This is a genomic window from Photorhabdus cinerea (genome assembly GCF_011189575.1).
Classification (GTDB): domain Bacteria; phylum Pseudomonadota; class Gammaproteobacteria; order Enterobacterales; family Enterobacteriaceae; genus Photorhabdus; species Photorhabdus cinerea.
This window is the reverse complement of the sequence record NZ_PUJW01000014.1, coordinates 19,769-46,063: the sequence shown is the minus strand read 5'-3', so window position 1 is coordinate 46,063 and position 26,295 is coordinate 19,769. Positions and strand designations below refer to the sequence as shown.

Annotated in this window: 25 protein-coding genes and 2 pseudogenes; 21 read left to right on the top strand and 6 right to left on the bottom strand. The window is 41.9% G+C overall.

All coding sequences use genetic code 11. The features are described from left to right. Positions 1–250 precede the first annotated feature (250 nt). Together fabB and C5469_RS14310 are read left to right on the top strand one after the other, a co-directional pair. On the top strand, positions 251–1,465 hold the full coding sequence (gene fabB / locus C5469_RS14315) for a beta-ketoacyl-ACP synthase I (RefSeq protein ID WP_166307903.1): 1,215 nt from the start codon (positions 251–253) through the stop codon (positions 1,463–1,465). A gap of 246 nt (positions 1,466–1,711) precedes the next feature. Continuing rightward, on the top strand, positions 1,712–2,155 hold the full coding sequence (locus tag C5469_RS14310) for a hypothetical protein (protein WP_166307900.1): 444 nt from the start codon (positions 1,712–1,714) through the stop codon (positions 2,153–2,155). A gap of 228 nt (positions 2,156–2,383) precedes the next feature. Here the strand turns inward: C5469_RS14310 and C5469_RS14305 are convergent, their stop codons facing one another. The 3 genes from C5469_RS14305 to C5469_RS14295 are packed head-to-tail and all read right to left on the bottom strand — an operon-like array spanning position 2,384 to position 5,321. Next, positions 2,384–3,880: a tripartite tricarboxylate transporter permease gene (locus C5469_RS14305; RefSeq protein ID WP_166307897.1), complete on the bottom strand. Its 1,497-nt coding sequence runs from the start codon at positions 3,878–3,880 to the stop codon at positions 2,384–2,386. Positions 3,881–3,890: 10 nt separating this feature from the next. Beyond that, the gene (locus C5469_RS14300; protein WP_166307894.1) at positions 3,891–4,322 is read right to left on the bottom strand and encodes a tripartite tricarboxylate transporter TctB family protein; all 432 of its coding nucleotides are present in this window, start codon (positions 4,320–4,322) and stop codon (positions 3,891–3,893) included. Between the two features lie 18 nt (positions 4,323–4,340). Next, positions 4,341–5,321, bottom strand: coding sequence for a Bug family tripartite tricarboxylate transporter substrate binding protein (locus tag C5469_RS14295; RefSeq protein ID WP_166307891.1), 981 nt, complete (start codon positions 5,319–5,321; stop codon positions 4,341–4,343). A gap of 272 nt (positions 5,322–5,593) precedes the next feature. Between C5469_RS14295 and C5469_RS14290 the strand changes: the two genes are divergently transcribed. The 5 genes and pseudogenes from C5469_RS14290 (at position 5,594) to C5469_RS14270 (ending at position 9,916) form a co-directional block, all read left to right on the top strand. Next, on the top strand, positions 5,594–6,331 hold the full coding sequence (locus C5469_RS14290; protein WP_242689476.1) for a DUF7424 family protein: 738 nt from the start codon (positions 5,594–5,596) through the stop codon (positions 6,329–6,331). Positions 6,332–6,698: 367 nt separating this feature from the next. After that, positions 6,699–7,346 (top strand): DUF4431 domain-containing protein, encoded by a 648-nt coding sequence (locus tag C5469_RS14285; protein WP_242689475.1) that lies wholly within the window; start codon positions 6,699–6,701, stop codon positions 7,344–7,346. Then, a pseudogene (locus C5469_RS14280) lies at positions 7,347–7,845 on the top strand (RNA-guided endonuclease InsQ/TnpB family protein); the annotation flags it as partial. Next, complete coding sequence (tctD, locus tag C5469_RS14275) at positions 7,830–8,498, top strand: transcriptional regulator TctD (protein WP_166307888.1); 669 nt, start codon at positions 7,830–7,832, stop codon at positions 8,496–8,498. The pseudogene C5469_RS14280 and the gene tctD, both read left to right, overlap by 16 nt. Beyond that, positions 8,495–9,916, top strand: a complete 1,422-nt coding sequence (locus C5469_RS14270) for a sensor histidine kinase (RefSeq protein ID WP_166307885.1) — start codon at positions 8,495–8,497, stop codon at positions 9,914–9,916. Before tctD ends, C5469_RS14270 begins: the two co-directional genes overlap by 4 nt. Here the strand turns inward: C5469_RS14270 and C5469_RS14265 are convergent. After that, positions 9,897–10,811 carry a DMT family transporter gene (locus tag C5469_RS14265; RefSeq protein WP_166307882.1) on the bottom strand — a complete coding sequence of 305 codons (915 nt, stop codon included), beginning with the start codon at positions 10,809–10,811 and terminating at the stop codon, positions 9,897–9,899. The two genes, C5469_RS14270 and C5469_RS14265, sit on opposite strands and share 20 nt — an antisense overlap. A gap of 321 nt (positions 10,812–11,132) precedes the next feature. On the opposite strand from C5469_RS14265, the gene C5469_RS24070 reads away from it, so the two are divergent. The 13 genes and pseudogenes from C5469_RS24070 (at position 11,133) to C5469_RS14205 (ending at position 21,884) form a co-directional block, all read left to right on the top strand. Beyond that, entirely contained in the window at positions 11,133–11,417 is a 285-nt protein-coding gene (locus C5469_RS24070; RefSeq protein ID WP_054480189.1) for a colicin Z C-terminal domain-related protein, read from the top strand. A 102-nt stretch (positions 11,418–11,519) separates the two neighbouring features. Then, positions 11,520–11,915, top strand: a complete 396-nt coding sequence (locus C5469_RS14260) for a hypothetical protein (protein WP_166307879.1) — start codon at positions 11,520–11,522, stop codon at positions 11,913–11,915. Positions 11,916–12,002: 87 nt separating this feature from the next. After that, a pseudogene (locus C5469_RS14255) lies at positions 12,003–12,143 on the top strand (helix-turn-helix domain-containing protein); the annotation flags it as partial. A gap of 88 nt (positions 12,144–12,231) precedes the next feature. Continuing rightward, a complete protein-coding gene (gene pdxB / locus C5469_RS14250; RefSeq protein WP_166307876.1) occupies positions 12,232–13,359 on the top strand; it encodes a 4-phosphoerythronate dehydrogenase PdxB in 1,128 nt (375 codons plus the stop codon). A 56-nt stretch (positions 13,360–13,415) separates the two neighbouring features. Continuing rightward, a complete protein-coding gene (locus C5469_RS14245) occupies positions 13,416–14,426 on the top strand; it encodes an aspartate-semialdehyde dehydrogenase (RefSeq protein ID WP_166307873.1) in 1,011 nt (336 codons plus the stop codon). Positions 14,427–14,467: 41 nt separating this feature from the next. Next, positions 14,468–15,262: a tRNA pseudouridine(38-40) synthase TruA gene (gene truA, locus C5469_RS14240; protein WP_242689478.1), complete on the top strand. Its 795-nt coding sequence runs from the start codon at positions 14,468–14,470 to the stop codon at positions 15,260–15,262. A 46-nt stretch (positions 15,263–15,308) separates the two neighbouring features. Continuing rightward, positions 15,309–15,998, top strand: a complete 690-nt coding sequence (locus tag C5469_RS14235; protein ID WP_166307867.1) for a DedA family protein — start codon at positions 15,309–15,311, stop codon at positions 15,996–15,998. 101 nt (positions 15,999–16,099) lie between these two features. After that, positions 16,100–17,044 (top strand): acetyl-CoA carboxylase, carboxyltransferase subunit beta, encoded by a 945-nt coding sequence (accD, locus tag C5469_RS14230; protein WP_166307864.1) that lies wholly within the window; start codon positions 16,100–16,102, stop codon positions 17,042–17,044. Beyond that, on the top strand, positions 17,037–18,335 hold the full coding sequence (folC, locus tag C5469_RS14225) for a bifunctional tetrahydrofolate synthase/dihydrofolate synthase (protein WP_166307861.1): 1,299 nt from the start codon (positions 17,037–17,039) through the stop codon (positions 18,333–18,335). Before accD ends, folC begins: the two co-directional genes overlap by 8 nt. Continuing rightward, positions 18,325–19,014: a cell division protein DedD gene (gene dedD, locus C5469_RS14220; RefSeq protein WP_166307858.1), complete on the top strand. Its 690-nt coding sequence runs from the start codon at positions 18,325–18,327 to the stop codon at positions 19,012–19,014. The genes folC and dedD overlap by 11 nt, the downstream gene beginning before the upstream one ends. A 200-nt stretch (positions 19,015–19,214) precedes the next feature. After that, on the top strand, positions 19,215–19,721 hold the full coding sequence (gene cvpA, locus C5469_RS14215; RefSeq protein ID WP_166307855.1) for a colicin V production protein: 507 nt from the start codon (positions 19,215–19,217) through the stop codon (positions 19,719–19,721). A 14-nt stretch (positions 19,722–19,735) separates the two neighbouring features. Then, entirely contained in the window at positions 19,736–21,253 is a 1,518-nt protein-coding gene (gene purF, locus C5469_RS14210; protein WP_166307852.1) for an amidophosphoribosyltransferase, read from the top strand. 46 nt (positions 21,254–21,299) lie between these two features. Next, positions 21,300–21,884 carry a UbiX family flavin prenyltransferase gene (locus C5469_RS14205; RefSeq protein ID WP_166307849.1) on the top strand — a complete coding sequence of 195 codons (585 nt, stop codon included), beginning with the start codon at positions 21,300–21,302 and terminating at the stop codon, positions 21,882–21,884. Here C5469_RS14205 and C5469_RS14200 read toward each other — a convergent pair. Together C5469_RS14200 and C5469_RS14195 are read right to left on the bottom strand one after the other, a co-directional pair. Next, complete coding sequence (locus tag C5469_RS14200; RefSeq protein WP_166307846.1) at positions 21,865–22,779, bottom strand: TIGR01777 family oxidoreductase; 915 nt, start codon at positions 22,777–22,779, stop codon at positions 21,865–21,867. The two genes, C5469_RS14205 and C5469_RS14200, sit on opposite strands and share 20 nt — an antisense overlap. 127 nt (positions 22,780–22,906) lie before the next feature. Further along, positions 22,907–23,527, bottom strand: a complete 621-nt coding sequence (locus C5469_RS14195; RefSeq protein ID WP_166307843.1) for a glutathione binding-like protein — start codon at positions 23,525–23,527, stop codon at positions 22,907–22,909. Positions 23,528–24,335: 808 nt separating this feature from the next. On the opposite strand from C5469_RS14195, the gene C5469_RS14190 reads away from it, so the two are divergent. Continuing rightward, positions 24,336–26,222, top strand: coding sequence for a lipase family protein (locus tag C5469_RS14190; protein ID WP_166307840.1), 1,887 nt, complete (start codon positions 24,336–24,338; stop codon positions 26,220–26,222). The last annotated feature ends 73 nt before the right edge of the window (positions 26,223–26,295 follow it).

The following is a 26,295-nucleotide window of genomic DNA, read 5'->3' as shown; positions in this document are numbered from 1 at the left end:
TTTTCCCGGTCTTATTGTTTACCGGAATGATTTCTACCTGAAATTTATTTTTATCTATTGTGGTTTGAGTATGTTCGATGCAAGTTAGCTGTTGTTTTGATCAGAAAATATATTGGAATTTTTGGATAGATGAATTTTTCTTCGTAATTTTATCCTGATCGGACTTGTTCGGCGTACAAGTGTACGCTAAAGTGCCGTTATAAAAATTCCGCAGATAGCAGATAAACATTTTAACGAGGTGAGGTATTTAATGAAGCGTGCAGTGATCACTGGCTTAGGTATTGTTTCCAGCATTGGTAATAACCAGAAAGAAGTACTGGCATCTCTGAAAGAAGGCCGCTCCGGGATAACTTTTTCCGGAAAATTCAAAGATATAGGAATGAGAAGTCACGTCTGGGGTAATGTAAAACTGGATACGACGGGGTTAATTGACCGCAAAATTCAGCGTTTCATGAGTGACGCTTCTGTTTATGCTTATCTGGCGATGGATGAAGCAATTAAAGATTCTGGCCTAACTGATGGTCAGGTTTCCAATATTCGTAGTGGGCTGGTTGTGGGATCTGGTGGTGGTTCCCCGTATAACCAGGTTATGGGGGCTGATGGTATGCGTGCCCGTGGCTTGCGAGGTGTGGGGCCTTATATGGTGACCCGTTCAATGGCTTCTGGTGTGTCAGCTTGCCTTGCAACTCCTTTCAAAATCAAAGGAGTAAACTATTCTATCAGTTCTGCATGTTCTACTTCTGCTCATTGTATTGGTCACGCGGTTGAACTTATTCAGTTAGGGAAGCAGGATATTGTTTTTGCTGGTGGTGGTGAAGAACTGTGCTGGGAAATGAGCTGTGAATTTGATGCGATGGGTGCTCTTTCCACGAAATACAACGAAACTCCTGAAAAAGCCTCCCGTACTTATGATAAAAACCGTGATGGTTTTGTTATCGCTGGCGGTGGCGGTATCGTTGTTGTTGAAGAATTGGAGCATGCTCTGGCACGCGGCGCACACATATACGCTGAAATTGTTGGTTATGGTGCAACATCTGATGGTGCGGATATGGTTGCCCCATCCGGAGAAGGTGCCGTTCGTTGTATGAATATGGCACTGCAAGGTGTGAACGGTACTATTGATTATGTGAACACGCATGGTACTTCTACGCCTGTTGGTGATTTGAAAGAGCTAGAGGCGATTAGGGAAGTGTTTGGTGATACGACACCTGCAATTTCTGCAACAAAAGCGATGACCGGCCACTCATTGGGCGCGGCTGGTGTACATGAAGCGATTTATAGCCTGTTGATGCTGGAGCATGGTTTTATCGCACCTAGCATTAACATTGAGGATATCGATGATAAAGCAGTGGGTATGAATATCATTACTAAACCTACTGAACAGAAGTTGAATACTGTGATGTCTAATAGCTTTGGCTTCGGTGGTACTAATGCTTCCCTGGTTATGAGCAAGTATTTGGAGTAAGCCCTTTTTATCATTAGGTTATTCAGGACAGTGTTTAGACAAAAGTGGTCGTTTCTGGCGCACTGTCCGTATCACTATTATTCTGCCGTCTGATTCTACTCATTGTGTGTTCAGAAGAGATGAGTTCAGAATTCACAGAAGAAGGACATTGCTTCTGTCTGGTGGATGTCAGAAGGTTATCATAGTTGAGTTCAACACAAGTAAAAAAGTGTGGAGCTTTAATGATGAAGAATTGGAAGTTGTACAATGCTGCGCTTATTCTTTTATATTCTGTTGTTTTTTTCTTTTAATTTATACGCTGAAACCGAATTTTGCATTCAAACAGGTGGCTATATTGAGATGAATATGCGGGGTAAAATGATAAATGATTTGAATATTAAGTCTCAACATATTGATTTTAAAAAGACAAAAATTGAGTTGCTCTCTGATGTTGAAGTAAATGATATTCTTGCCTCGGAACTTGCCAGAAAAGAGGTGGAAAAAGATAAATTAAGAGATAGTCCAACTAGACCCAAGTATGAAGACTATTATAAAAATTATAAAGAATATAACCCGCATAATCTAATCGTAAAATTTACCTATTTCGATAAAAAAGGCAAGGCAAATGTTTTTATTGCATCGACAATTGTCAATGATATCGAATGCTCGGTGTCATTTAGTGGTTATTTAACAGTTAGTCGAGAGTTCTAAGTGCCAACCATCAATATGCTGTTTTAAAGGTTTTTTATCGGTCTTGACTGTTATTGTATTTTTTTGGGGATAATTATGGATTAAGGCTCAGTTTGCTGGGTTTTGATTTTTCGTAAAATATGACATTAATGTGAAAGTCTATTCCTGATCTTGTCAATAGAAAAAGCCCATAATATGTTTATGATAATTATGGGCTTTTATTTACTAAACTTTGGTTTTAATCGTCGTCTATTGAATACGGCGCTTACGGATGATTCGTAATATTGGTGGAATAATTAGAACCAGTACGGCCAATATCAGGAGACATTGAGCAATAGCACTGTTCCACAGAATGCCAAATTCTCCATTACTGATGGAAAGTGCACGGCGTAAATTTTGTTCCAGCATTCCTCCTAATACGAAACCAAGGATTAATGGCGACATTGGGAAATTCATTTTTCTCAGAATATAGCCAAAAACGCCCAACCCTATCATCAACAGAAGATCGAAAGTTGTGCTGTGTACGGCATATACACCAACGGCTGAAACGGTAGCAATAGCTGGAACAAGAAACCATAATGGAATGGTTAACATCCGTGTAAACATACCTATCATTGGGATATTCATAACTAGCAGAATAATGTTAGCAATCAGTAATGCAGCAATTAATCCCCAAACAATATCCGGTTGTTCAGTAAACATCCCCGGTCCTGGGGTAATGTTGTAGAGCGTTAATGCCCCCATCATAACGGCAGTGGTGCCTGAACCTGGGACTCCTAATGTTAGCATTGGAATAAAGGAGCCGCAGGCCGAAGCGTTATTAGCAGCTTCTGGTGCTGCAACGCCACGAATATCACCTTTACCAAATGAATCACTATTCCCACTGATCCTCTTTTCTGTCATATAGGTAATTGCGCTGGCAATTGTTGCACCTGCTCCGGGCAAAATACCGACAAAGAAACCGATAAAAGATGATCTGATAGTTGGCATGGCGCATTCAACCGCTTCCTTGCGGTTAAACAGCAAACGGCCTGTTTTGCGAATAATGGTTTTGCCGGTTGATGTGTTTTCCAGCATCAGCAGAATTTCGCTGACGGAAAACAGACCTATCACCACAACGATAAATTGAATGCCATCTGACAGATGAACATTGTCGAAAGTAAAACGGTAAACCCCGGTGTTGGCGTCTACTCCGACAGTTGCCAGACCTAATCCTATCAGTGCTGCCAGTAGTGATTTCAGAGGATTCTGACTCATCATGCTACCCAGACAGGCAATAGCAAAAACCATTAGTGCAAAATATTCAGCAGGACCGAATGCCAGTGACCATTGCGCCAGTAATGGCGCAAACAAAATAATGCCGCAAATTGCCAGCAAAGAACCACAGAAAGAACTGACCGCAGAAATAGACAATGCTACACCTGCACGACCTTGTTTAGCCATTGGATAACCATCCAGTGCGGTCATAATAGCAGCGGCATCACCGGGAACATTGAGTAGAATCGATGATATACGTCCACCATACTCACAACCGATATAAACAGTTGCTAATAATATCAGGGCAGATTCAGCAGGCAGTTTTAAAGCAAAAGCGAGTGGTAGCAGAATAGCTACACCATTAATTGGCCCAAGCCCCGGCAACAATCCAACAATCGTTCCAATAAAACAACCAATCAACGCAATAATCAGGTTTTGTGGCACCATGGCGACTTCAAAACCCTGACTGAGATACATCCAAGTTTCCATAAATTCTCCGTCAGTTGAGCCAGTTGCCAAGAGGCAGGGTTACATCAAGTAAGCGATCAAAGGCGAAATAGAGCGTGACGCCAAGGAACACCCCGGAAATGATTGCAGCAGGCAGTGGAGCGTTAAATAACAGCGCTACACTGCATGTCAGCAGAGCGGTAGCCAGGGGAAAGCCCAACCACTCAAACGCCCAGCCATAAATAACTAAAGAGACAATCATTAACATCAGGCGATAGATAACGGGGGTATTAGGCCAGTTGCTCTGCTCTGGTTTTCTGAAAAGTAGTAGTAAGGCACAGATAGCCATTAGAGACAGAATGGCGATAGGAAAAGGTCTGGGTCCCAGTGGTTCATAAGTGTATTCGCTCTGAATTCCCCAACCGATAACTAGCCCAATGGCACAGAGTATCAACCAGACAGTAGCAAAAATACGATCGCTCATGATGATAGCCGCCTCTATTTATTTAGCTAATCCAAAAGCTCTGGCTTGTTCACGATACTGTTCAACCTGTTTTTTCACATAGTTGTCCAGCTCTTTGCCGGTCATATTGAACTCAAATAATCCACGGAGATCGCGCTGTTTTTTGAAATCATCCGTTTGTTGTAGTTTGTTAAAAGTGTCAACCCACCATTGGTATTCTTCATCAGAAACTTTTGGTCCCATATAGAAACCGCGGATAATCGGCCATACCAGATCATAACCTTGCTCTTTGGCTGTAGGGATGTTGGCTAAATCACCGTCCAGGCGTTTATCAGCGTAAACAGCCAGAACACGGATCTTGTCTCCATTCAGGTAAGGCACCATCTCACTTAGATCACCGGAAACAGCTTGAATATGATTACCCAGTAGAGCAGTAACAGGCTCACCACCGCCCTCAAAAGCGACATAACGCATTTTGTGGGGATCAACACCAACCTCTTTGGCCAGTAGTGCTGTTTTCATCCAGTCCTGACTGCCGATAGAGGCGCCAGCACCAAATACAATGCTGTTTGGATTTTTCTTGAAAGCATGCATCAAGTCATTCAAGGTGTTATAAGGAGAATCAGCTCGGACCGCAATCATTCCGTAATCAGTCCCAACACTTGCTAGCCAGCGAACATTATCAACGTTATAACGACCAAATTTTCCCTGAGACAGATTGAGCAGAGAGCCACCGGAAAAGGCAACAATGGTTCCCGCTTCAGCAGGTCGCTGCGCAACAATGGCGTTATAAGCGACGGCGCCAACACCACCAGGCATGAAGGTGACGCGCATAGGCTTACTAATCTCTTTGGTCTCCAGTAATGAAACTTGTACCAGCTTGCAGGTCAGGTCAAAACCACCACCGGGTTTTGCTGGAGCAATACATTCAGTCCTGCCAGGTGCACCGGCAGCAAAAACATTGCTTGTGCTAAATAGTAAAATGGTTGCTGCTAATGTTTTGATTGTTATAGTTTTCATTTATTTGTTCTCATAGATACCCGTGTAAGAGACAACCACTATAAACAGACCTAGTTGACACAATTGATAATAACAAAACCTTTCATTTACCTTTCATTAACAAGAAAAGTTGCTGATATGTGATTTCAGTCTCTTAATTTGCGTAGCGTTTCGCATTAATGAGTTAACAAATGGCTACAGGCTTTCTTTTTTGTTTTGGTTTGTTGTAAGTTTTTAGTGGTTAAATATTGCAGGTAGAGAATCTTATATTTTGCCAGGGAAATATGATGCGGATGACAACTATTTATTTATGCGATATGTTCAATAGACAATTTATTGAATATAATCAAATAAATTTTACCCTGATGAAGTCTAAATTTGAGGAAATGATGAGAAAATTGATTCTTTGCAGTGTTATGGCTTTTGCTTTAACAGGATGTAAAACAGAACTAAACACTTCAGTATCTGTTAGCGATCTTTTATCTGAACAGGTAAAAATAGTGACATCTGATTTATTGGTTGAAGTCAGTGCTTGTGGTGATTATCAAGATTCCAGGCAGCCTTCAAAATCTCTGTTAGAGGCTCAGGCAAAAGTACCGGATATTTTTACCAGTGCGGAATATGTAGAATGTTTCAGAAAAGATATGGATTCATTTGCTCATTTTAAAATCCCTGTGAGTGTAGGGAACTCAAATGATAATGGTTCTACTAAGGGAATTCACCTTTACGGTAATGATGCAGATATTTTGGCGATTAGCATATCCAAAGAGATGAAGAAAAAAATTAACAAGGCAGATAGTTCTATTGCAGCAAAAACTAAAATCTCAATTAACGTTAAGAACGATACAGATAAAATTTTGAACATGACCGGTTTATCCGTGTTCCTTAATGATAAAAATCCGATGGTGATATCGAATTTCGGTTTGAAAGCTGGGAGTGAAATAAAATTAACTTTGTCCAATGTGTCTGTTGCATCTGCATTAGATGAACGTTTTAATTTCACTCCTGTATTAATGGCAATGCCTGAGTAAATAGAAAGGTGATATGGATTTATTGCCTTAAATATGAAGTCTAATGTGGAACTATGAACGTTGCCCTTAACAATAATTACCATTGCTTCGTATGTGATTTTTTTTGCTATTGCGTGATTTATTGTAAGGAAAGCATTAAAAGCAAAAAACAAATAGCAATGCTAAAAGAGATAGTTGATAAATAAGATAAAATCATTAGTGAATCGCAGATATTAAACGTAACTGATTAAGGGAGAAGGAAGATGAATTAAGAAAATTCTCTAATTAGCTTTGCTGTTTTTTCTGCTTTTGGTATCGCTGCGGACTACTGGAAAGTCTACTCCTATAATTAGGGATTAATTTGAATAAATCTTATAGAGGGTAAAAGATGTTAAAGAAAATTGCTGTTACTTTGTTGTTGGTGTCCGCCAGCGCCCATTCTGCGAGTTTTGATTGCACCAAAGCTACCAGTAAAGCTGAGATGCTAATCTGTGCGACTCCTGAGCTATCCCAGGCTGATGATAACCTATATGTTGATTACCTTAGAGCTAAGCAGGCTACGGACAACAGCGCTGACTTCAAAGCGCTGACGAAGCAGAACTGGAAACTTCGCGAGAAATGCACCACTGTTAAATGTCTTCAGGACTGGTATCAGAGATCATTTGAAATGTACAGGCAGATCGCCGCTAATACTACAGAAAACTGTTATAAAGAAAGACAAAAAATCATTCTAGCTGGAACTTTGCTGAGGATTACTTATCCCGGTCCACCGAATTACGAGAGCGTGGAAAATGGGGATACCCCTGAAACTTATTGGGTGTTACAGCCGGATAATCCGATTAAGTGCGCGAAGGGAGCGCCAGACTGGGCTGATCATAACTTTATGCAACTGGTAGTTCCGTCTGACTTTTATGATGAGTACAGAAGTCTGCTTGGTCACCGTGTGAGTGTAACCGGGAAAATTATGTATGCAGTTAGTGGTCATCACCATACACCACTGATGATTGATAGCCAACGCATTGATGCAGCTAACTAAATTCACAAAGTCACGACGGCAATCAGCAAAAACCGCGTCATGATCGTCATTGAAGACTTAAAGGTTGCCAACATGTCAAAGTCAGCGGTGAGTACGATTAATTAGCACGGACGCCATGTCAGGGCAAAATCTGGGTTAAATCGCGCGATACTGCCTCATGGTTGGTATGAAATGTGCCGCCAGCTTGAGTACAAGCAGCGCTGGCGAGGTGGTCAGGTGTTGGTAGTCCCCGCCAGCCTATACCAGCCAGAAATGTGCTGACTGTGGGAATACATTGAAGGAAAACCGTCTGTTACAAAGTCAGTTGGCGTGTCAGAAATATGGATATACAGCGAATGCCAATATCAACGGCGCTCGTAACATTTTAGCGGCAGGGCACACCATGCTTGCCTGTGGAGGAAGGGGGCAGTCAGGCCGTCTGTTCAGGATAATATGGAATTGTATTCTTGATTATGCTTATAAAATCATGGAGATATCTTTGAAATGCGTCTCTTATTAGTGGAAGATCACCCTGAATTATTGCACTGGCTGCAAAAAGCACTAAGCAGTGCGGGGTTTGCTGTAGATGTAGCGAGTGATGGCATAGTGGCTGATCAATTATTGCAGACAGAAAACTATGCATTGCTGATTTTAGATGTTGCTTTGCCAAGGCTGGATGGTCTTTCACTATTGGTTCGTTTGCGTAAGCGAGGGCAAAATTTGCCGGTATTATTACTAACGGCTAAAGCCGATGTTTCTGACCGGGTGAAAGGGCTCAATTCTGGCGCTGATGATTATCTGACTAAGCCTTTTGATTTACAGGAATTGGAAGCACGTATCCGGGCGTTACTTCGGCGTAGTACAGGTATTCCTCAGGAGATTCTGGCATTTGGTTCCCTTGTTTATCAGGATGAAGGTTACTTTATGCTGAATGATGAACCATTAGCATTAACTCCGCGAGAGTTTTCAGTTCTGACAACACTATTCCATCGTCGGGGAAGACCTGTTTCTAAACAACAGCTCTTTGAACAAGTATTTGCACTGTCAGATGAGGCGAATCCACAAAGTATCGAACTTTATGTACATCGGGTTCGGAAGAAATTATCAGGTAGTAATGTGGGGATTAGCACGCTACGGGGGTTAGGTTATCGTCTAGAGTGCCAGAACGAATGAGATTATTCAAAATACCAAAGTCATTGTTTCATCAGTTGCTTTTGTTTTTCGGTGTTCCACTGTTTTTATTAGGTGGTCTATCTGTCTATACCCATTATTTTAGTGCGAAAAATGCGGCGACATTGGCTTATGATCGCACGTTATTGGCATCTGCACGCACAGTGGCAGAGCGGCTGACAGTTGAGAATAACCGATTAATTGTTGATGTACCTTATGTGGTCTTGGATAGCTTTGAGCGAAATATGAATGATCGACTTTTCTATCAGGTGTTATCCCCTCAGGGGAAAACAATTTCTGGTTATGATGATTTACCATTGATACCCGAACATGCGCTTCGATCCAATTTATACACGGCTCTGGTTTATTTTTATGATGCTGAATATCATGGGCAACCTATCCGGGTTGCTGCATTTTATCAGCCGATCAATGAAGGCGGAATCATGGGTATGGCGTTAATATTGGTCGCCGAAACGGTGGTTTCACGTCACTATCTTGCGCAACAATTATTAATATCATCTTTGATGAGCCAGGGAACGGTTGTTGGGCTGACTCTGATTCTGGCTTATTTTTTGTTGAAACAATTACTTAAACCACTATATAAACTTTCCGGTGTTATGGTTCGTCGTTCCGCTAATGACCTTACTCCGTTACCAGACATGCTACCGTGGTCGGAACTTTCCCCGTTATTACATGCCATTAATCACTATATAGAACGGCTGAAATTGATGGTTAGTCGGCAAGAAAGATTCAGTGCGGATGCTTCTCATCAACTCAGAACACCATTAACGGTATTAAAAACTCAGGTCGCGGTAGCACTTGCCAGTAAAGATCCTGAACAGTGGAAAGAAAGTTTACAGGCCATCGATAGCACATTGGATAGTACGATTTCTCTGACAGACCGTTTATTGCAGCTTTCTCGTTTGAAAGCACATGAAAAAGAGGCCGTTCAGGATTATAAGCCAGTCAATTTAGTTGAATTGTTGCAACAGGCGTGTTTTTCGCGTTTGCGACAGGCTGAAAGTAAGAATATTGATTTAGGCTATGAAGGGGAAAATACTCAGTGGATAAAGGGGGAACCTGTACTATTGACAGAAATGTGCGCCAATCTGTTGGACAATGCGATTAAATATACTCCGGAAGGCGGAATGGTCACTGCCAGAGTTATTATTAGCCCTTGTAAGACGTATTGCTATTTGGAAGTAGATGACAGTGGACCAGGAATTGCTGAAGAAGAAGTCAGTTTGTCACTCATGGCTTTTAATCGCCTTGATAATGCCGCAGGACATGAAGGCGCAGGATTAGGATTGGCTCTGGTAAAAGATATTAGTGTTTATCATGGCACTTATCCCCAATTACTGCCCAGCAAAACACTGGGCGGTTTACTGGTAAGAATTCCTTTCAGGTTTTCTGATGATTAATTTCCTGCGATTTTGCTGTCTTACGTCTAATAAGCGGAGTACGAAGTTGTTGTGCCAGCATAACACCTAGCAAGGTTATGCCACCACCGATCAGGTGGTAGCTGTGCATTTTTTCATGTAGAACCAGAATAGCGATAATAGCTGTGAATACTGGGGCCAGATTCATAAATATGGAAGTAGTATTCGCGCCAAGTTTTATGACACCTTGTATCCATAAATAAGGTGCGAGGATTGAGGCTGGAATACCTGCAAATAAGACTAACGGAATATTGTTAGCATTTAATTGAACATCTTTTGTCAACAGGAAATTTGGCAGTAATAACAGGACCCCGAAAGTAATTTGCACATATAGGGATTGCCAGTTTGATAACGGAATAGACCAGTGTTTAGTTAATACGCTATATAGAGCATAGGAGACGGAAGCAAGGAACATCATCAGCTCACCACGGCCTAAACCGTGTTGCAGTAATGATAGGGGATCACCGGTACTGACCAGCCAGATCAAACCAAACAGAGATAAAGCAGAGCCAAGGGCAATACCGATAGTGGGGATAACACGCAAAACAAATATGCTGATGATGATAGTTAAAAGAGGGAGCATTGAGTTAAAAATTCCCATAAACATTGCGCTGATACTGTGCGCAGCGTAATAGGCTAGGCTTTGATAAAGCACCATGCCGAGTGCACCAAGGATTAATAATTTCCACCAATGCTGACAAATTATTTTCCATTGGCGGATAACAGGCAGTAAAACAAAAGGGGTGAGTGTGAGAAAAGCCAAGAGCCAGCGGTAAAAGGAAATTGCAGCAGGATCAATAGCAGTGGTAGCGGCTTTACTTACCACGGCATTGATCGACCAGATTAGGACGGCTAAAAACGGGAAAAACATATTCATATAGATGAGTCGCATTGAGAGAAAAATGGGTGCTTAGTTTAACAGTGTCTGATTTATTATATACCCAATAGATTTCAAGATGGATCGCGACGGCAAGGGAGCGAATCCCCGGGAGCATATACCCAATAGATTTCAAGTTGCAGTGCGGCGGCAAGTGAACGCAGCCAACAAAGCAGCAACTTGAAGGATATATCTATAAATATCATACAAAACATAAATATAAATTATAATAAATGAAATTCTTATCTATACTATAGAGGAGCTATTTGAAAAATTGTTGTTTACCAACATAACTAACTTTTTACATTTAAGGAGTTAAATATGCCAGCAGCTCAAGCTTACGCTCCACCTGGTTTTTGGGGGCCTTGGATCGATTTACAAGGATGGTTCGGCAACAGCCACAGTGTTAGATATTCTTTTGATACAGAATCACAGGCTCCATCTACTTTTTCCGTGGAAATACGATATGTAGATGAACCAGCACTAAAAACCATACAAACTATAGGTCCTGGTAATTATCTGGTCCGTAGTAACGGAGGGATAGGAGTAGATAGAATCAGGTGTAAAAGTCATTCTATAGGGCAAAACATTAGAATTACTTGGTAATTTATTTTATTTTATTTTAATGTAATGCTAATTACAGCCTTACTTGAGCTTTAAGTAGGGCTTATATTATGTGAAATTGTTCAATATTGTAGGATCGAAATTATGAGAAGTTTATCGGTTATTATGTTACTTCTATCTGTCATAACAGGGTGCTCCAGTAATCCAGATAAACAAGTACAAATAGAACAAGGGCTGAAATTTGCATTTTCATCCGGTGATAAATTTATTTTAACTCAAGCCTGTACAGCTCAAATCGATTATTTAGGGGCAGATGAAAGTGGCAATAACCAATTAGCAATAGTGGTGAAAAAAGATAAACCCTGTTTTCCCCACCTTGATACTTTAATCAATAAAAATGTCGGCTCCCAAGTGACAATATCGTTTAAAGGTATACCTATTATCTCGAATACTATCCAAACTGCCTTAGGTCCTTCATTCAGAATGTCGATAAAAGATACAGAGCAAGCTATGAATATTGTGAATGCGTTAAAAAATTAAATAGTCATCAATTTTTCATTAAGAAAATCAACAGCATCATAGGACATGGCTTAAAACCTTTATACGTAGATTCTGGTTACTTGTGGTTTATCCATTATCTCTTTGCTAGAGCTGGTAAAAACCGTCAATGAAGTCGCTTTTGATGTCGGTTACAGCTCACCTTCTGCTTTTATTGCGATGTGTCAGCAATTGGCAGGTATAACACCTGATCGTTTCAGAAAAAGTTAACAATAAAAGAAACCATTATTATGGGTTTTGTTATGATTAAGTGGCAAAATAGCGGGCTACGTCCGTTTTATGCCACAGGATGAATTAAGTGAAGATTCTGGTTGATGAAAATATGCCTTATGCTGAGCAACTGTTTCAGCAATTGGGGGATGTGCAGGCTATCCCAGGGCGCCCGGTACCGGAAGGTGTATTGGATCATGCTGATGCCTTTATGGTCCGCTCGGTGACTAAAGTTGATGAAAAATTGTTGAAAGGTAGCACGATAAAATTCATCGGTACGGCAACGGCGGGTACTGACCATGTGGACCAGCGATGGTTATCTCAGGCAGGAGTTGGATTTTCTGCTGCGCCGGGATGCAATGCTATTGCTGTGGTTGAATATGTTTTCTCAGCGTTGATGTTGCTGGCAGAACGTGACAATTTTGAACTTAAAGATAAAGTTGTAGGAATTATCGGTGTCGGTAATGTTGGTAGCAGGCTGGCAGAACGGTTATCTGTCCTTGGTGTCCGGACACTCTTATGTGATCCACCAAGAGCGGATAGAAGAGACGCGGGTGAATTTTGGCCACTAGAAAAACTAGTCAAAGAGGCTGATATCCTTACATTCCATACGCCACTTAATAAATCAGGTCCGTATAAAACACTCCATCTGGTGAATGCTGAATTATTGTCGGTTTTGCCGGATAACCGCATATTGATTAATGCCAGCCGTGGCGAAGTTGTTGATAATCAAGCACTGCTTGCTGAGCTGAAATCTGGTAAAAAACTCAGTGTTGTTTTAGATGTTTGGGAACCGGAACCTGATTTATCTTTGCCATTACTGGAATTAGTTGATATTGGTACACCGCATATCGCGGGATACACGCTTGAAGGTAAGGCTCGTGGTACCTCTCAGGTATATGAAGCTTACTGCGAATTTCTCGGTCAATCCGATAAAGTTGCCTTATCTGATTTGTTGCCTGAACCGGATTTCAGCCGTATTACCCTACATGGAAGTGTGACTCAAAGCACACTGAAACGGTTGATACATTTAGTGTATGATGTGCGCCGCGATGATGCTCCGTTACGGCAAGTTGCTGGTCAGAAAGGGCAATTTGATCGTCTGCGTAAAAACTATTTGGAACGTCGGGAATGGTCATCTTTGACTGTGTGTTGTGATAATAAAGAGAGTGCCGAGTTGTTAGCTACTCTTGGTTTTAGTACAGAACTGATTTAATCCGTGTAGAAATATGTCTACATGCCAGAAAGAAAAATAAGGTGGAGAAAACCAACATGTCAGAAGGTTGGAATATTGCCCTGTTGGGTGCAACAGGCGCAGTAGGTGAAGCGATACTGGCGTTATTACAGGAGCGTCAGTTTTCTGTTGGTGAATTGTATCCTCTTGCCAGTGAGCGCAGTGCTGGTGAAAACTTGCGTTTTAATGGTAAAAATCTAATTGTTCGTGATGCCGCTGATTTTGATTGGTCGCAGGTACAGCTCGCTTTTTTTGTGGCTGGGACAGAAGCCACCGCACAATATGCTGAAAAAGCGGCGGAAGAAGGTTGTTTGGTCATTGATAGCAGTGGATTGTTTGCTATGGAACCGGATGTGCCTTTGGTTGTTCCAGGTGTTAACCCTCATGCTTTGGCGGATTATCGCAATCGTAATATTATTGCTTTGGCAGATAGTATGACCAGTCAGGTACTGACAGCGATAAAACCGCTGGTTGATGCGGCTGGAATTGCACGTTTGCATTTGACTAATCTGTTCTCTGTTTCTATTCACGGTAAAGCGGCAGTTGATGAATTAGCTGGACAGAGTGCCCGTTTACTAAATGGTATTCCACCAGAGCCGAGCCGCTTCAGCAAACAATTGGCGTTTAATCTTTTGCCGTTGCTGACGGATGCTGAAGGCTCAGTGAGTGAAGAGCGCCGTCTTGTGGATCAGGTGCGCAAGGTTTTACAGGATGAGGGATTACCGATTTCAGTCAGTTGTGTACAATCTTCTGTTTTTTATGGCAATGTTCAGGTAGTCCATTTGGAAACATTACGTCCGGTTGGTGTGGAAGAAGCCCGCGAGGAACTGGAACGGATAGTTGATATTAATGTCTCAGATGAAGGTGATTATCCAACACCGGTGACAGAAGCGTCTGGTAATGATTCGTTGAGTATTGGTTGCTTGCGCAATGATTACGGAATGCCAGAAGTATTGCAGTTCTGGTCTGTAGCCGACAATATCCGTTTTGGTGGCGCGCTGATGGCTATCGAGACAGCCGAAAAACTGATGCAGGAGCAATTTTACTGATGTTTGGTACAGAACAAACAGAATCTGTGCCAGGTTCAAAAATGAAAATTGCGTTGGGAGTTGAGTACGATGGCAGCCAGTATTATGGCTGGCAGCGCCAGCAGGAAGTGAAAAGTGTTCAGGAGTGCCTTGAGCAAGCATTATCAAAAGTCGCCAATGAACCTATATCAGTATTTTGTGCCGGTCGAACTGATGCTGGAGTACATGCAACAGGACAGGTTGTTCATTTTGAAACGTCTGCCCAGCGCAAGGATGCAGCATGGACCATGGGCGTGAACGCACATTTACCACCGGATATTGCTGTTCGTTGGGTGAAAATAGTGGATGAGGGTTTCCATGCCCGTTTCAGTGCTACGGCCCGGCGGTATCGTTACATTATTTTTAATCATCGTTATCGTCCAGCCGTGCTGGCCTGTGGAGTAACACACTTTTACTATCCACTGGATGAAAAGCGGATGCATCAGGCAGCGCAGTGTTTGTTGGGTGAAAATGATTTTACCTCTTTCCGTGCCGTGCAGTGCCAATCCAAAACCCCTTGGCGTAATGTGATGCATATTAATGTCAGCCGTTACGGGCATTACGTGGTAATAGATATTAAAGCCAATGCTTTTGTACACCATATGGTACGTAATATTGCTGGGAGTTTGATGGAAATTGGTTGTGGTAATCAGGATATTAACTGGATGGCCCAGTTGCTGGCTTTAAAAGACCGGACGAAAGCTGCTGCAACGGCAAAATCGGCAGGATTATATTTAGTTGCCGTTGATTATCCGGCTCAGTTTGACTTGCCGGAATCTGTTATGGGGCCTCTGTTTCTGGCAGATGATTTGATTTAACGTTTTTAGTTGCCGACACGGATGTTTTGGTATAACGGAGAATATGATGGAATTTTTTACTCATTTATTTGATTTTGCAAAATTTATTGTTGATTTTATTCTCCATATTGATATTCATTTGGCTGAACTTGTCGCACAATATGGTAACTGGGTATATGGCATTCTGTTCTTAATTTTATTCTGTGAAACAGGATTAGTTGTTACTCCGTTCCTGCCGGGAGATTCACTTTTATTTGTTGCGGGTGCTTTAGCTGCTTTGGATTCAAACGATCTAAACGTGCACGTCATGGTAGCGTTGATGATTACTGCGGCCATTATTGGTGATGCGGTGAATTATGCTATTGGCCGCATTTTTGGTGAGAGGTTGTTTACAAATCCGGATTCAAAAATTTTCCGCCGTAGTTATCTAGAAAAAACGCATGAGTTTTATGAAAAACATGGTGGGAAAGCAATTATTTTAGCGCGATTTGTACCGATCATCAGAACATTTGTGCCATTCGTTGCTGGCATGGGTAAAATGTCTTATCGTCATTTTGCTGCTTACAACGTGATTGGTGCACTGGTTTGGGTGCTTTTATTCACCTATTCTGGTTATATATTCGGTGATATGCCAGTGGTACAACAGAATTTGAAACTGTTGATTGTCGCTATCATCTTTATCTCAATCCTGCCGGGTGTAATTGAAATTTGGCGTCATCGTCGTGCGGTGGCAAAACAGAAAGCGAATAACTCGTAACAGGTTTGAGCAGTTTTTTATCCACACTGTAATAGCATTGTGGTTTAATGGCACACAATAACAAAACTGGCATAAGCCAGATTCAGACGGAAAGATCATTAATGAGCTGGATTGAAAAAATTCTTAATAAAAGCAACATTACCCAAACCCGTAAGGCAAATATTCCTGAAGGGGTTTGGACTAAATGTGATAGTTGCAGTCAGGTGCTCTACCGTGCTGAGTTAGAGCGCAATCTTGAGGTTTGTCCTAAATGTGATCATCACATGCGTATTTCAGCACGTACCCGGTTGGAGACTTTTCTTGATGAAGGAACAACAACTGAATTAGGTGGCGAATTAGAACCGAAAGACATTTTGAAATTCCGTGATTCTAAAAAGTACAAAGACCGCATATCAGCAGCACAGAAACAAACGCAAGAGAAAGATGCTCTGGTCGTGATGAAAGGTACCTTGGATGGTATGCCAGTTGTTGCAGCTGCCTTTGAATTTGCATTTATGGGCGGTTCGATGGCTTCTGTTGTTGGTGCTCGTTTTGTCCGCGCAGTAGAGCAGGCGTTGGAAGACGATTGTCCTTTGGTTTGTTTCTCTTCCAGTGGCGGCGCTCGTATGCAAGAAGCGCTGATGTCACTGATGCAGATGGCAAAAACCAGTGCTGCTCTGGCAAAATTGCAGGAACGTGGTTTGCCTTACATTTCTGTGATGACCGATCCGACAATGGGGGGGGTTTCAGCGAGTTTGGCAATGTTGGGGGATATTAATATTGCTGAACCAAAAGCATTGATTGGTTTTGCTGGACCTCGTGTTATTGAGCAGACAGTACGTGAGAAATTGCCACCAGGTTTCCAGCGCAGTGAGTTTTTGTTGGAAAAAGGCGCGATTGACATGATTGTTCGCCGTCCTGAAATGCGTAGCACTCTTGCCAGTTTGCTTTCTAAACTGACTCATCAGCCGCAACCAGGCGCTCAGCCGATTGTTGCTGAATTTGTGGCAGAACCCGCTGATGTTGATGCGGATATTCAAATAAGTACTAATAAAGAAGATGTCTGACACTTTGCAAATTCCTCAAGCCACGTCGTCATTGACGACGTGGCTTTCCTATCTTGAAAGCCTGCATACTAAAGCCATTGATATGGGGCTTGAGCGTGTGGGGAAACTTGCCCGAATCCTGGAACTGGTGAATCCTGCACCTAAGATAATCACAGTATCTGGCACTAACGGTAAAGGTACCACTTGTTGCACTATCGAAGCTGTTCTGCTAGCGGCTGGATTGCGAGTGGGTGTTTATAGTTCTCCTCATCTTGTACGTTATACCGAAAGGGTACGTATTCAGGGTAAGGAGTTGCCTGAACAGGTGTTTTGCCGTGTATTTGCGGATATCGAATCCCGCCGTGGTGAGATTTCACTGACTTATTTTGAGTATGGCACATTAGCAGCCTTGCAATTGTTTAAAGAAGCTTGTCTGGATGTTGTCATTTTAGAGGTGGGTTTAGGTGGCCGGTTAGACGCGACAAATATTGTGGATGCTGATATTGCAGCTATTACCAGCATTGCACTTGATCATACTGATTGGTTAGGAGCAGACCGTGAGCATATTGGCTATGAGAAAGCGGGTATTTTCCGTAAAGATCATTTTGCCGTGGTTGGTGAACCGGATATGCCATCTTCTATTGCGGAAGTCACTGGTGAATTAGGCGCTAAGCTATTCCGTTGTGGTACTGACTGGCGATTTTCCAAACAGGAGAAAAGTTGGTGCTGGCAATCTGATGATATGCTACTGAGTAATCTGCCTTTGCCGAATGTGCCTTTGATGAATGCAGCAACCGCGCTGGGAGTGATTTGTTGTCTATTGCGACAGGATGATAAAGTCAGTCAGGCTATTAATGAGCGGGCAATTCATCAAGGGCTGCAAAATGCACAGTTGCCAGGGCGTTTCCAGATAGTGCGTGAACATCCATTGTTGATTTTGGATGTGGCACATAACCCACATGCTGCGGCTTATTTGGTGCAGAAACTGGCTCTTTTGCCCCGTCAACCAGATAGTAAAATTCTTGGTGTAGTGGGTATGCTGAGTGATAAAGATATCGTCGGCACACTGGCTTGCCTATCACAGCAAATTGATGAGTGGTATTGCGCTCCTTTGACTGAACTGCGTGGTGCGGATGCACAGACACTGGCTCTGCATCTTGAACAACCGCGGGTATTCACTGATGTGGAAAGTGCTTGGTATCAGGCAATGGCAGAGGCTGATGAACAGGATATCGTTGTAGTTTGTGGTTCATTCCACACGGTAGCGCATGTCATGGAGGCTCTGGACAGGGAGAAGGGAAGTGGCAAGTAAATTTCAGAATCGTTTGGTCGGTACAATTGTATTGGTAGCACTAGGGGTCATAGTGCTACCTGTGTTGTTGGACGGCAATAAGAAATACAACGAAGATAAGTTTGCATCAATTCCCTTGGTTCCCAAGCCTGGGGATGAGCAGGAGATTGAATCTATTTCTCCCCTTAATTCAACAATATTATCAGTCCCTCTGGAGGATGAGACAGAGGTATTGCTGCCAGAAACGTTAGAACAACCGGAAATACCGCTGGTAACGGTTCCGCCACAGCCAGCGTCGATAACGCCTCCTGCTGTTCAGCTAGAAGTGAAACCTAAACTACAGAGTAAGCCTGAGCAAAAAACAGATCCTAAACCGCTAGTGTCACCGAAGCCTAAAGCCAAATTAGAGGTTAAACCAGAGTCAAAAATTGAAGCGAAGCCAGTTGAAAAAGCACCGCAGGGACAAGCTTATATCGTACAACTTGGTGCTTTGAAAAATGCAGGGAAGGTAGATGAAATAGTCGCTAGACTGCGTCTGTCTGGTTATCAAGTCTATACTGTTCCTTCGTCTCCAGTTCACGGGCAGTTGACCAGAATATATGTTGGTCCAAATGTTTCCAGGCAACAACTCGAATCGGCGTTATCAGACTTGAAAAGTCTGACAGGGTTACAAGGGCAGGTAAGAGGTTATAAGCCGTAATAAGGCTGTCATTGCTTATGTGATGAGTGGGGTTATCATGAAATCAAGCAGTAAATATTAGGTGACTGCGGCAATGATGATTTCTCCATATCGCCGCTAATTATTTTCAGTGGAACAGGAAATCTGCTACGCAAACGTTTTCGTTTTCTGTTAGAATGCGCCCGAAACGGATGCCGGGGTGCCTATTTGGGATTTAAAACATGGTCTGGATTGATTACGTTATTATTGCCATTATTGGCTTCTCGGCATTGGTTAGCCTGATTCGTGGGTTTATTCGAGAGGCTTTGTCACTGGTCACTTGGGGATGTGCTTTCTTTGTAGCAAGTCACTTCTACACTTACTTAGCGGCTTATTTTACCCGTTTTGAAGATGAGTTGGTGCGTAACGGAATTGCCATTGCGGTTTTGTTTGTTGCTACTTTGATTGTCGGTTCTGTGGTGAACTATGTGATAGGTTCTCTTGTGCAACGGACTGGATTGTCAGGTACTGATCGGGTGCTGGGGATCTGCTTTGGGGCGTTGCGTGGTGTGCTGATTGTCGCGGCTATTCTATTTTTTCTGGATACATTCACACCATTTGCTCAAAGTGAGGATTGGAAACAGTCGCAATTGATCCCACAGTTCAGTCATATTATCAGGTGGTTCTTTGACTACCTGCAAAATGCGTCAAGTTTCCTGCCGGAGAAATATACCTCTCCGCTTGGCTGATGAGGAAAAACTACATGTGCGGTATTGTTGGTATCGTCGGTTTTACACCGGTTAACCAGTCGATTTATGATGCGTTGACGGTGCTTCAGCACCGTGGGCAAGATGCTGCTGGCATTGCAACTATTGATGGTAACAATGGGTTCCGTTTACGCAAAGCTAATGGTTTAGTGAGAGATGTGTTTGAAGCTCGGCATATGCTGCGTTTACAGGGAACAATTGGGATTGGTCATGTACGCTATCCGACAGCTGGCAGCTCTAGTGCATCGGAAGCTCAGCCATTTTATGTAAACTCTCCATTTGGTATCACATTGACACACAATGGTAATTTGACGAATGCTCATGAGTTAAAGAAAAAACTGCTTGAAAATGCCCGTCGTCATGTGAATACCACGTCAGACTCTGAAATTTTGCTCAATGTTTTTGCTAATGAATTGGGGCATTTTCAGCATTACTCATTGGAGCCTGATAATATTTTCGCTGCGGTAGCGGCATTGCATAAGCAAGTGAGTGGCGCTTATGCTTGTATTGCGATGATTATTGGACATGGATTGGTCGCTTTCCGCGATCCGCATGGTATTCGTCCATTGGTTTTAGGCAAGCGTACTTTGGATGATGGCCGCAATGAATATATGATTGCTTCTGAAAGTGTTGCATTGGATACGCTAGGTTTTGAATTCCTGCGGGATGTTGCATCAGGTGAAGCGGTTCATATTACAGAGAAAGGTCAGTTATTTACCCGCCAATGTGCTGAAAACCCCTCTCTAACTCCGTGTTTGTTTGAATATGTCTATTTGGCTCGGCCAGACTCCTTTATTGATAAGATTTCGGTTTATAACGCCCGTGTGCGCATGGGACAGAAGCTGGGGGCAAAAATTGCCCGTGAATGGGAAGATTTGCACATTGATGTGGTTATCCCAATTCCTGAAACTTCTTGTGATATCGCTCTGGAAATTGCCCGTATACTGGGTAAACCCTATCGCCAGGGATTTGTGAAAAACCGTTATGTTGGTCGTACATTTATCATGCCTGGGCAACAGGAGCGCCGGAAGTCAGTCCGTCGTAAACTGAATGCCAATCGTGCAGAATTCCGTGATAAAAATGTCTTATTGGTGGATGATTCTATCGTTCGTGGTACAACGTCGGAACAGATTGTTGAAATGGCTCGTGAAGCAGGAGCGAAGAAGGTTTATCTTGCTTCGGCAGCGCCGGAAGTGCGTTTTCCAAATGTTTATGGCATTGATATGCCGAGTGCAAATGAACTGATCGCTCATGGGCGTGAGGTTGATGAAATTCGTCAGTTTATTGGTGCTGATGCGTTGATATTCCAGGATTTAACTGATTTGGTCGCGGCTGTTCGTGAAGAAAATCCGGATATTGAAGAGTTTGAATGTTCGGTTTTCAATGGTATTTATGTCACCAAAGATATTGACCAGACTTACCTTTATTATCTGGAAAATCTGCGTAAAGACGATGAAAAGGAACTGAATAATCAGAATGAAATTGAAAACCTGGATATCTATAATGAAGGTTGATTACCTTTGGATTTAAATAGCAGCCCGGTGTCAGCATGAGGAAAAAATGAAAAGATTGATAGTGGGGCTTACGGGAGCAAGTGGAGCCATTTATGGCGTCAGGCTACTGCAAGTTTTACAACCAGTTGAAAGTGTAGAAACACATCTGGTTATTAGTCAGTCCGCTCGTCAAACGTTGGCGCTTGAAACAAATTATAGTTTACGGGATGTGCAGGCGCTGGCTGATGTTGTGTATGACAATAGAGACATAGCCGCTGCTATTTCTTCAGGTTCGTTCAAAACTTTGGGCATGGTAATTTTACCATGCTCAATGAAAACCCTTTCAGGCATTGTCCACAGTTATACTGATGGATTAGTGACCAGATCAGCAGATGTTGTATTGAAAGAAGGTCGTAAGTTGGTTCTCGGTGTGAGAGAAACGCCATTGCATTTAGGGCATCTCCGGCTGATGACTCAGGCAGCAGAAATTGGCGCTGTAATTATGCCGCCAGTTCCTGCGTTTTATCATCAGCCTAAACAAATCCAGGACATTATTGATCAGACGGTTAATCGAGTGCTCGATCAGTTTGATATTGAGTTACCTCATGATCTATTCACCCGTTGGCAAGGTGCTAAAGGTGTTGAGATTTAATATTAAGTAGATCTTCAAAAGCTTCTTTTAGCTGAAAATAGCGGAAGCCAAATCCCGCCTGCTCTAATTTATGTGGTATTGCCTGTTGTCCGCTCAGTGCTAATACCGCAGCCTCTCCCATCAGTAATTTCAGCACGAAAGCAGGTATCTGGATAATTGCAGGGCGTTTCAGCACTTCCGCCAGTGTTGCGGCAAACTGATCATTATGTACTGGGTAAGGGGCGGTCATATTAAAAGGGCCACTCAATTCGGGAGTCATCAGCAGGTAATAGATGCCATTCACCATATCATCAATATGAATCCAAGGGAGATACTGTTTTCCGCTCCCCATAGGGCCGCCAAGCCCAAGACGAAAGAGTGGTAACATTTTTTTCAGTACTCCACCGTTTTTTGCCAGTACAACGCCAGTACGTAAAAGACAAACACGGGTTTTATCACTAGCAGCCTGTAATGCGAGTTGTTCCCAGCGCTTACAGAGTTGATGAGTAAATTCATCATTGGGTGGATCATTTTCTGTAACAACAGCTTGATTTTGATCTCCGTAATAGCCTACGGCAGAGCCGGAAATAAATACTTCTGGCGGTGTTTGACTGGCATTAATGAGCTGGCTGATCTGCTCTGTTAATTCCCAGCGGCTTTGGCACAGTTTCTCTTTTTGAGTTGGAGTCCAGAGCTTGTTTACTATGGGTTCACCAGCAAGATTAATAACAGCATCAAAATCGTTGAGATCTGTTTTGTCTTTCAGACTGGTCCAACATTCAGCCTGTTTACAGAACAGAGAATAAACTTTCTGAGGTGAACGGCTCAGAATGGTAATGGAATGGGATAGGGAAAGAAGCTGGTAAACCAAGCGGCTACCAATTAGCCCTGTTCCTCCGGTGATTAAAATACGCATAGCCACTCCTGTAACCTAAAGTTGGTATAAAAAACTATAGCAGGGATGTAAGGGCTGATGGTTAAAGATACGGCTATCTGTTAACGTGATCAAGTTTTGCGGGGAAATAGTTACCCCGCAAACAGAGTTAGGCTTTGCTGTATGCTGTCTGAGTGGCGGGACGTTGACTGATAATATCAAACCATTTTTTGACTGCTGGATAATCATCCAGATCAATATTTTGATATTCATGGGAACGAGCCCACGGATAAGTTGCGATATCAGCAATGCTGTATTCCTGACCACCCAGATAGGGGGGTTTTTCTAATTGGGTATTCAGAACCTTATACAGGCGTTTTGTTTCTTCCTGATAACGGTTAATCGCGTAAGGCACTTTTTCAGGTGCGAAACGATTAAAATGGTGATTCTGCCCCAACATTGGGCCGAAGCCGCCAACTTGCCAGAACAGCCATTGTAGGCTTTGAATGCGTTCATGCATATCTTTGCTAAGCAATTTCCCCGTTTTTTCAGCAAGATAGATAAGGATGGCACCGGATTCAAAAATGGCAACAGGCTTGCTGTCATTGGCTGGCTGCTGATCAACAATGGCTGGAATCTTGTTATTAGGCGAAATTGCGAGAAATTCAGGTTTGAATTGGTCCCCAGCGCCAATATCAATCCGGTGAATATTATAGGGAAGACCGGCTTCTTCAAGAAAGAGTGTGATTTTGTGGCCATTTGGCGTTGGTGCATAGTACAGATCGATCATAGAGCCTCCGATGGAGCGTAAAATGGTATTACACATTATCATTAGGTTATGCAGCATGTAATATACTTTATTCAAGAAGAAAAGCGTTCAATCCGGCTCGTCAACTCTCACCTGACAGGGGGAAGCAGTCATAAGACTGTGAGGATGTTCGTACAGATTACTCTACTTTCAGGAAAGATTTGTACGGTAGAAGTCGGGTAATTGTTAACGTAGATGACAGTACAGCATTAAAACTAACTCGAAATAGCCACTCTTTTCGCCAGAATAAAAGTTAATAATTTCTGGTTTATCAATGGATCTTCCTGTAGGACAGTTCAAGAAGATTGTTATTCAGGTTCTGTTGCGTTAACTTAACGAACATATAAATAATATATTGGCATGTTATCATTAACCTTTTTATCGTTATTTTGGTTGGTTTAAAATAGAATCTTTTATTATTTAATCCATTAAAAATAAAATTTAACGACTCATCACGACAGTTATAAGAATGAATATTTTTATATATTATTCAATGTGTTGTTTTATTGGTTTTTATGGTGTTGATAATTTTTTGTCAGATTGGTTAATGCTGTGGTTTTTATTTTATAAATTTTAGATTTATGAAACAAAGTAATTCAATAACTTGGGTTGTTCCTGATTTTTTATTTTTTGTTCTTGAGTTTTTCATAATTATATTCGTTTTGCATTTGTTGAATTTTATTACAATTGCATGCTTGAGTGAATTAACTTTATCTTTCACTATTATTAGTGTCAGTTTGAAATAAGCGTTGTATTAATATTTAAAAATAAAAAAAGGAAAACAACAATTATGAGCAAATTATGCCTGCGAGACGCTATTGACAGTGAAGAAATAATGGAACATTGGGTGGAATTCCAATTAGTTGATGAACAAGGTAATCCGTTAATTAATATGCCTTATCGCCTGATAAGCCAGGGAATGCCAAGTAATGAACGTAAAGGTGTGACTAATGATCAAGGATTGCTCAGGGAAGAAAACCTGCCACTTTACTCAGTAATATTGTATATCAGTGCTCAGCCATTGGCTGATGAAATGGAACAGCGACCATTACGAGAGAAGCGTGATATTAGGGCATCGGTAGTTAAACCGAAAGCGGAAGCAGCAGGCCACCAATATCGTTATGTGACGATTGGTCAAATAAGTGATGGCTTGCCTGTGATCGATAAATGGAAAGAAAATAAACCGCCGCATTACCATTTCCCTAACCCAATACCGGAAGGTTTTTGCGTTTATGCGATTAGTTGCCGATATGTTCTGGAAGTGTGCCCGTTTCGGGCTTGGACGTTGTTGTTACATCACCAGACAGATTACGCTTTGGTGAATGCTTATAATCTAGCGTTAATGGGGGTGCTGGCATATTCTGATGATAATGCTAATGTAGCCGGTTCTATCACTCATTTTTTTAACCGGCAGATGTTGGATATATCCCAATTGCCCAATAAAGTAGAAAAAATAGCGCGTTCTCCTATTACTTATGATGTGCCATTTCGTGAACGTTATACTGATATTGTATTTATTGACTCAAAAGCGAGTGTGAACTTATTAGGAGATACTGAGTTATTCTATGCAGTTAATCAACAAGATATTATTGTTAGTTGGCGAGGGACAGCCAGTATCAATGATGCTATCACTGATATTATGTACCAGCCCGTGCAATTGGGGTGTGGTGAAGGCGGTGTATGCAGTGGTTTTATCGAGAATGGTAAAGTTCATAGGGGTTTTTGGGAGGCATTTAGTCTTATTAGCAAGTTAAAATCTGCTGATTCTGATAATAAAAGTGTATTTGATGAAATCAGTGACTTGGCTAAAAACCGAAACTTATTTATTTGTGGACATAGCTTGGGGGGGGCGTTGGGATTATTGCATAGCGCACAACTGAAAAAATATCATCCTTGTTTGTATAGTTATGGAATGCCGCGGACATTAACCCGTAGTGCGGTAGAGGAACTGGAAGGTATCACGCATTACCGTCATGTGAATGAAAATGACCTGGTTCCATCCGTGCCTCCGGAAAAAGACCTTGATAACTGGCTTTATAATTATTGGGGGCCGCTGGGCTATCTATTTAGTACTATTGAATTATTGGGCTTGACAAAAGGTAATGAAGTTTTCTTGCATCATGGAAAAATAGTTCACCTTTATAAAGCCAATCTGATTATTGAACGGATGGAAGAGAGAGATTCAAGTAACTATATACGGATCAAAGCTACATTACCGGTTGAAGCAAAATTGTATTTAATTCCGGCGCTGAACCATGAAACAGAAAGTGATATGAAGGCAGCATTAGAGATTCAGAAAGAATTTTTTAAACATATCAGTGACGCTGATAGGAATAAATGGTTTCCACGTAATGAAAACCCGACTTTAAAAGATGCCTTGAGTGTGCCTGATCACCGTATGCTTAAATATATTCATTACATTGGTGATCGAATTGCAGAGTTGGCTGAACCGAGGAAATATCATTTTTACCGGGATAAAGTGCGGTTATTTGAAAGAACAATGAAAGAACGGGGTGATATTGTTCCTGATATTCGGCAACGTAATATGTTGTTCTTACATATGGATGATAAATTAAATCAGGCTCTTATTGATACTAAACAAAATAAATGGGGTAGTTTGGCTTTAAAACGCTATACGGATAATTTTGTACTAATTGGTGAAGATTGGATGTCGTAAATAATAAGAAAACAATGTAGTGTAAATATGAGATCTTATAAAGTGTAAGATAAAATAGCTCCGTAAGAATATT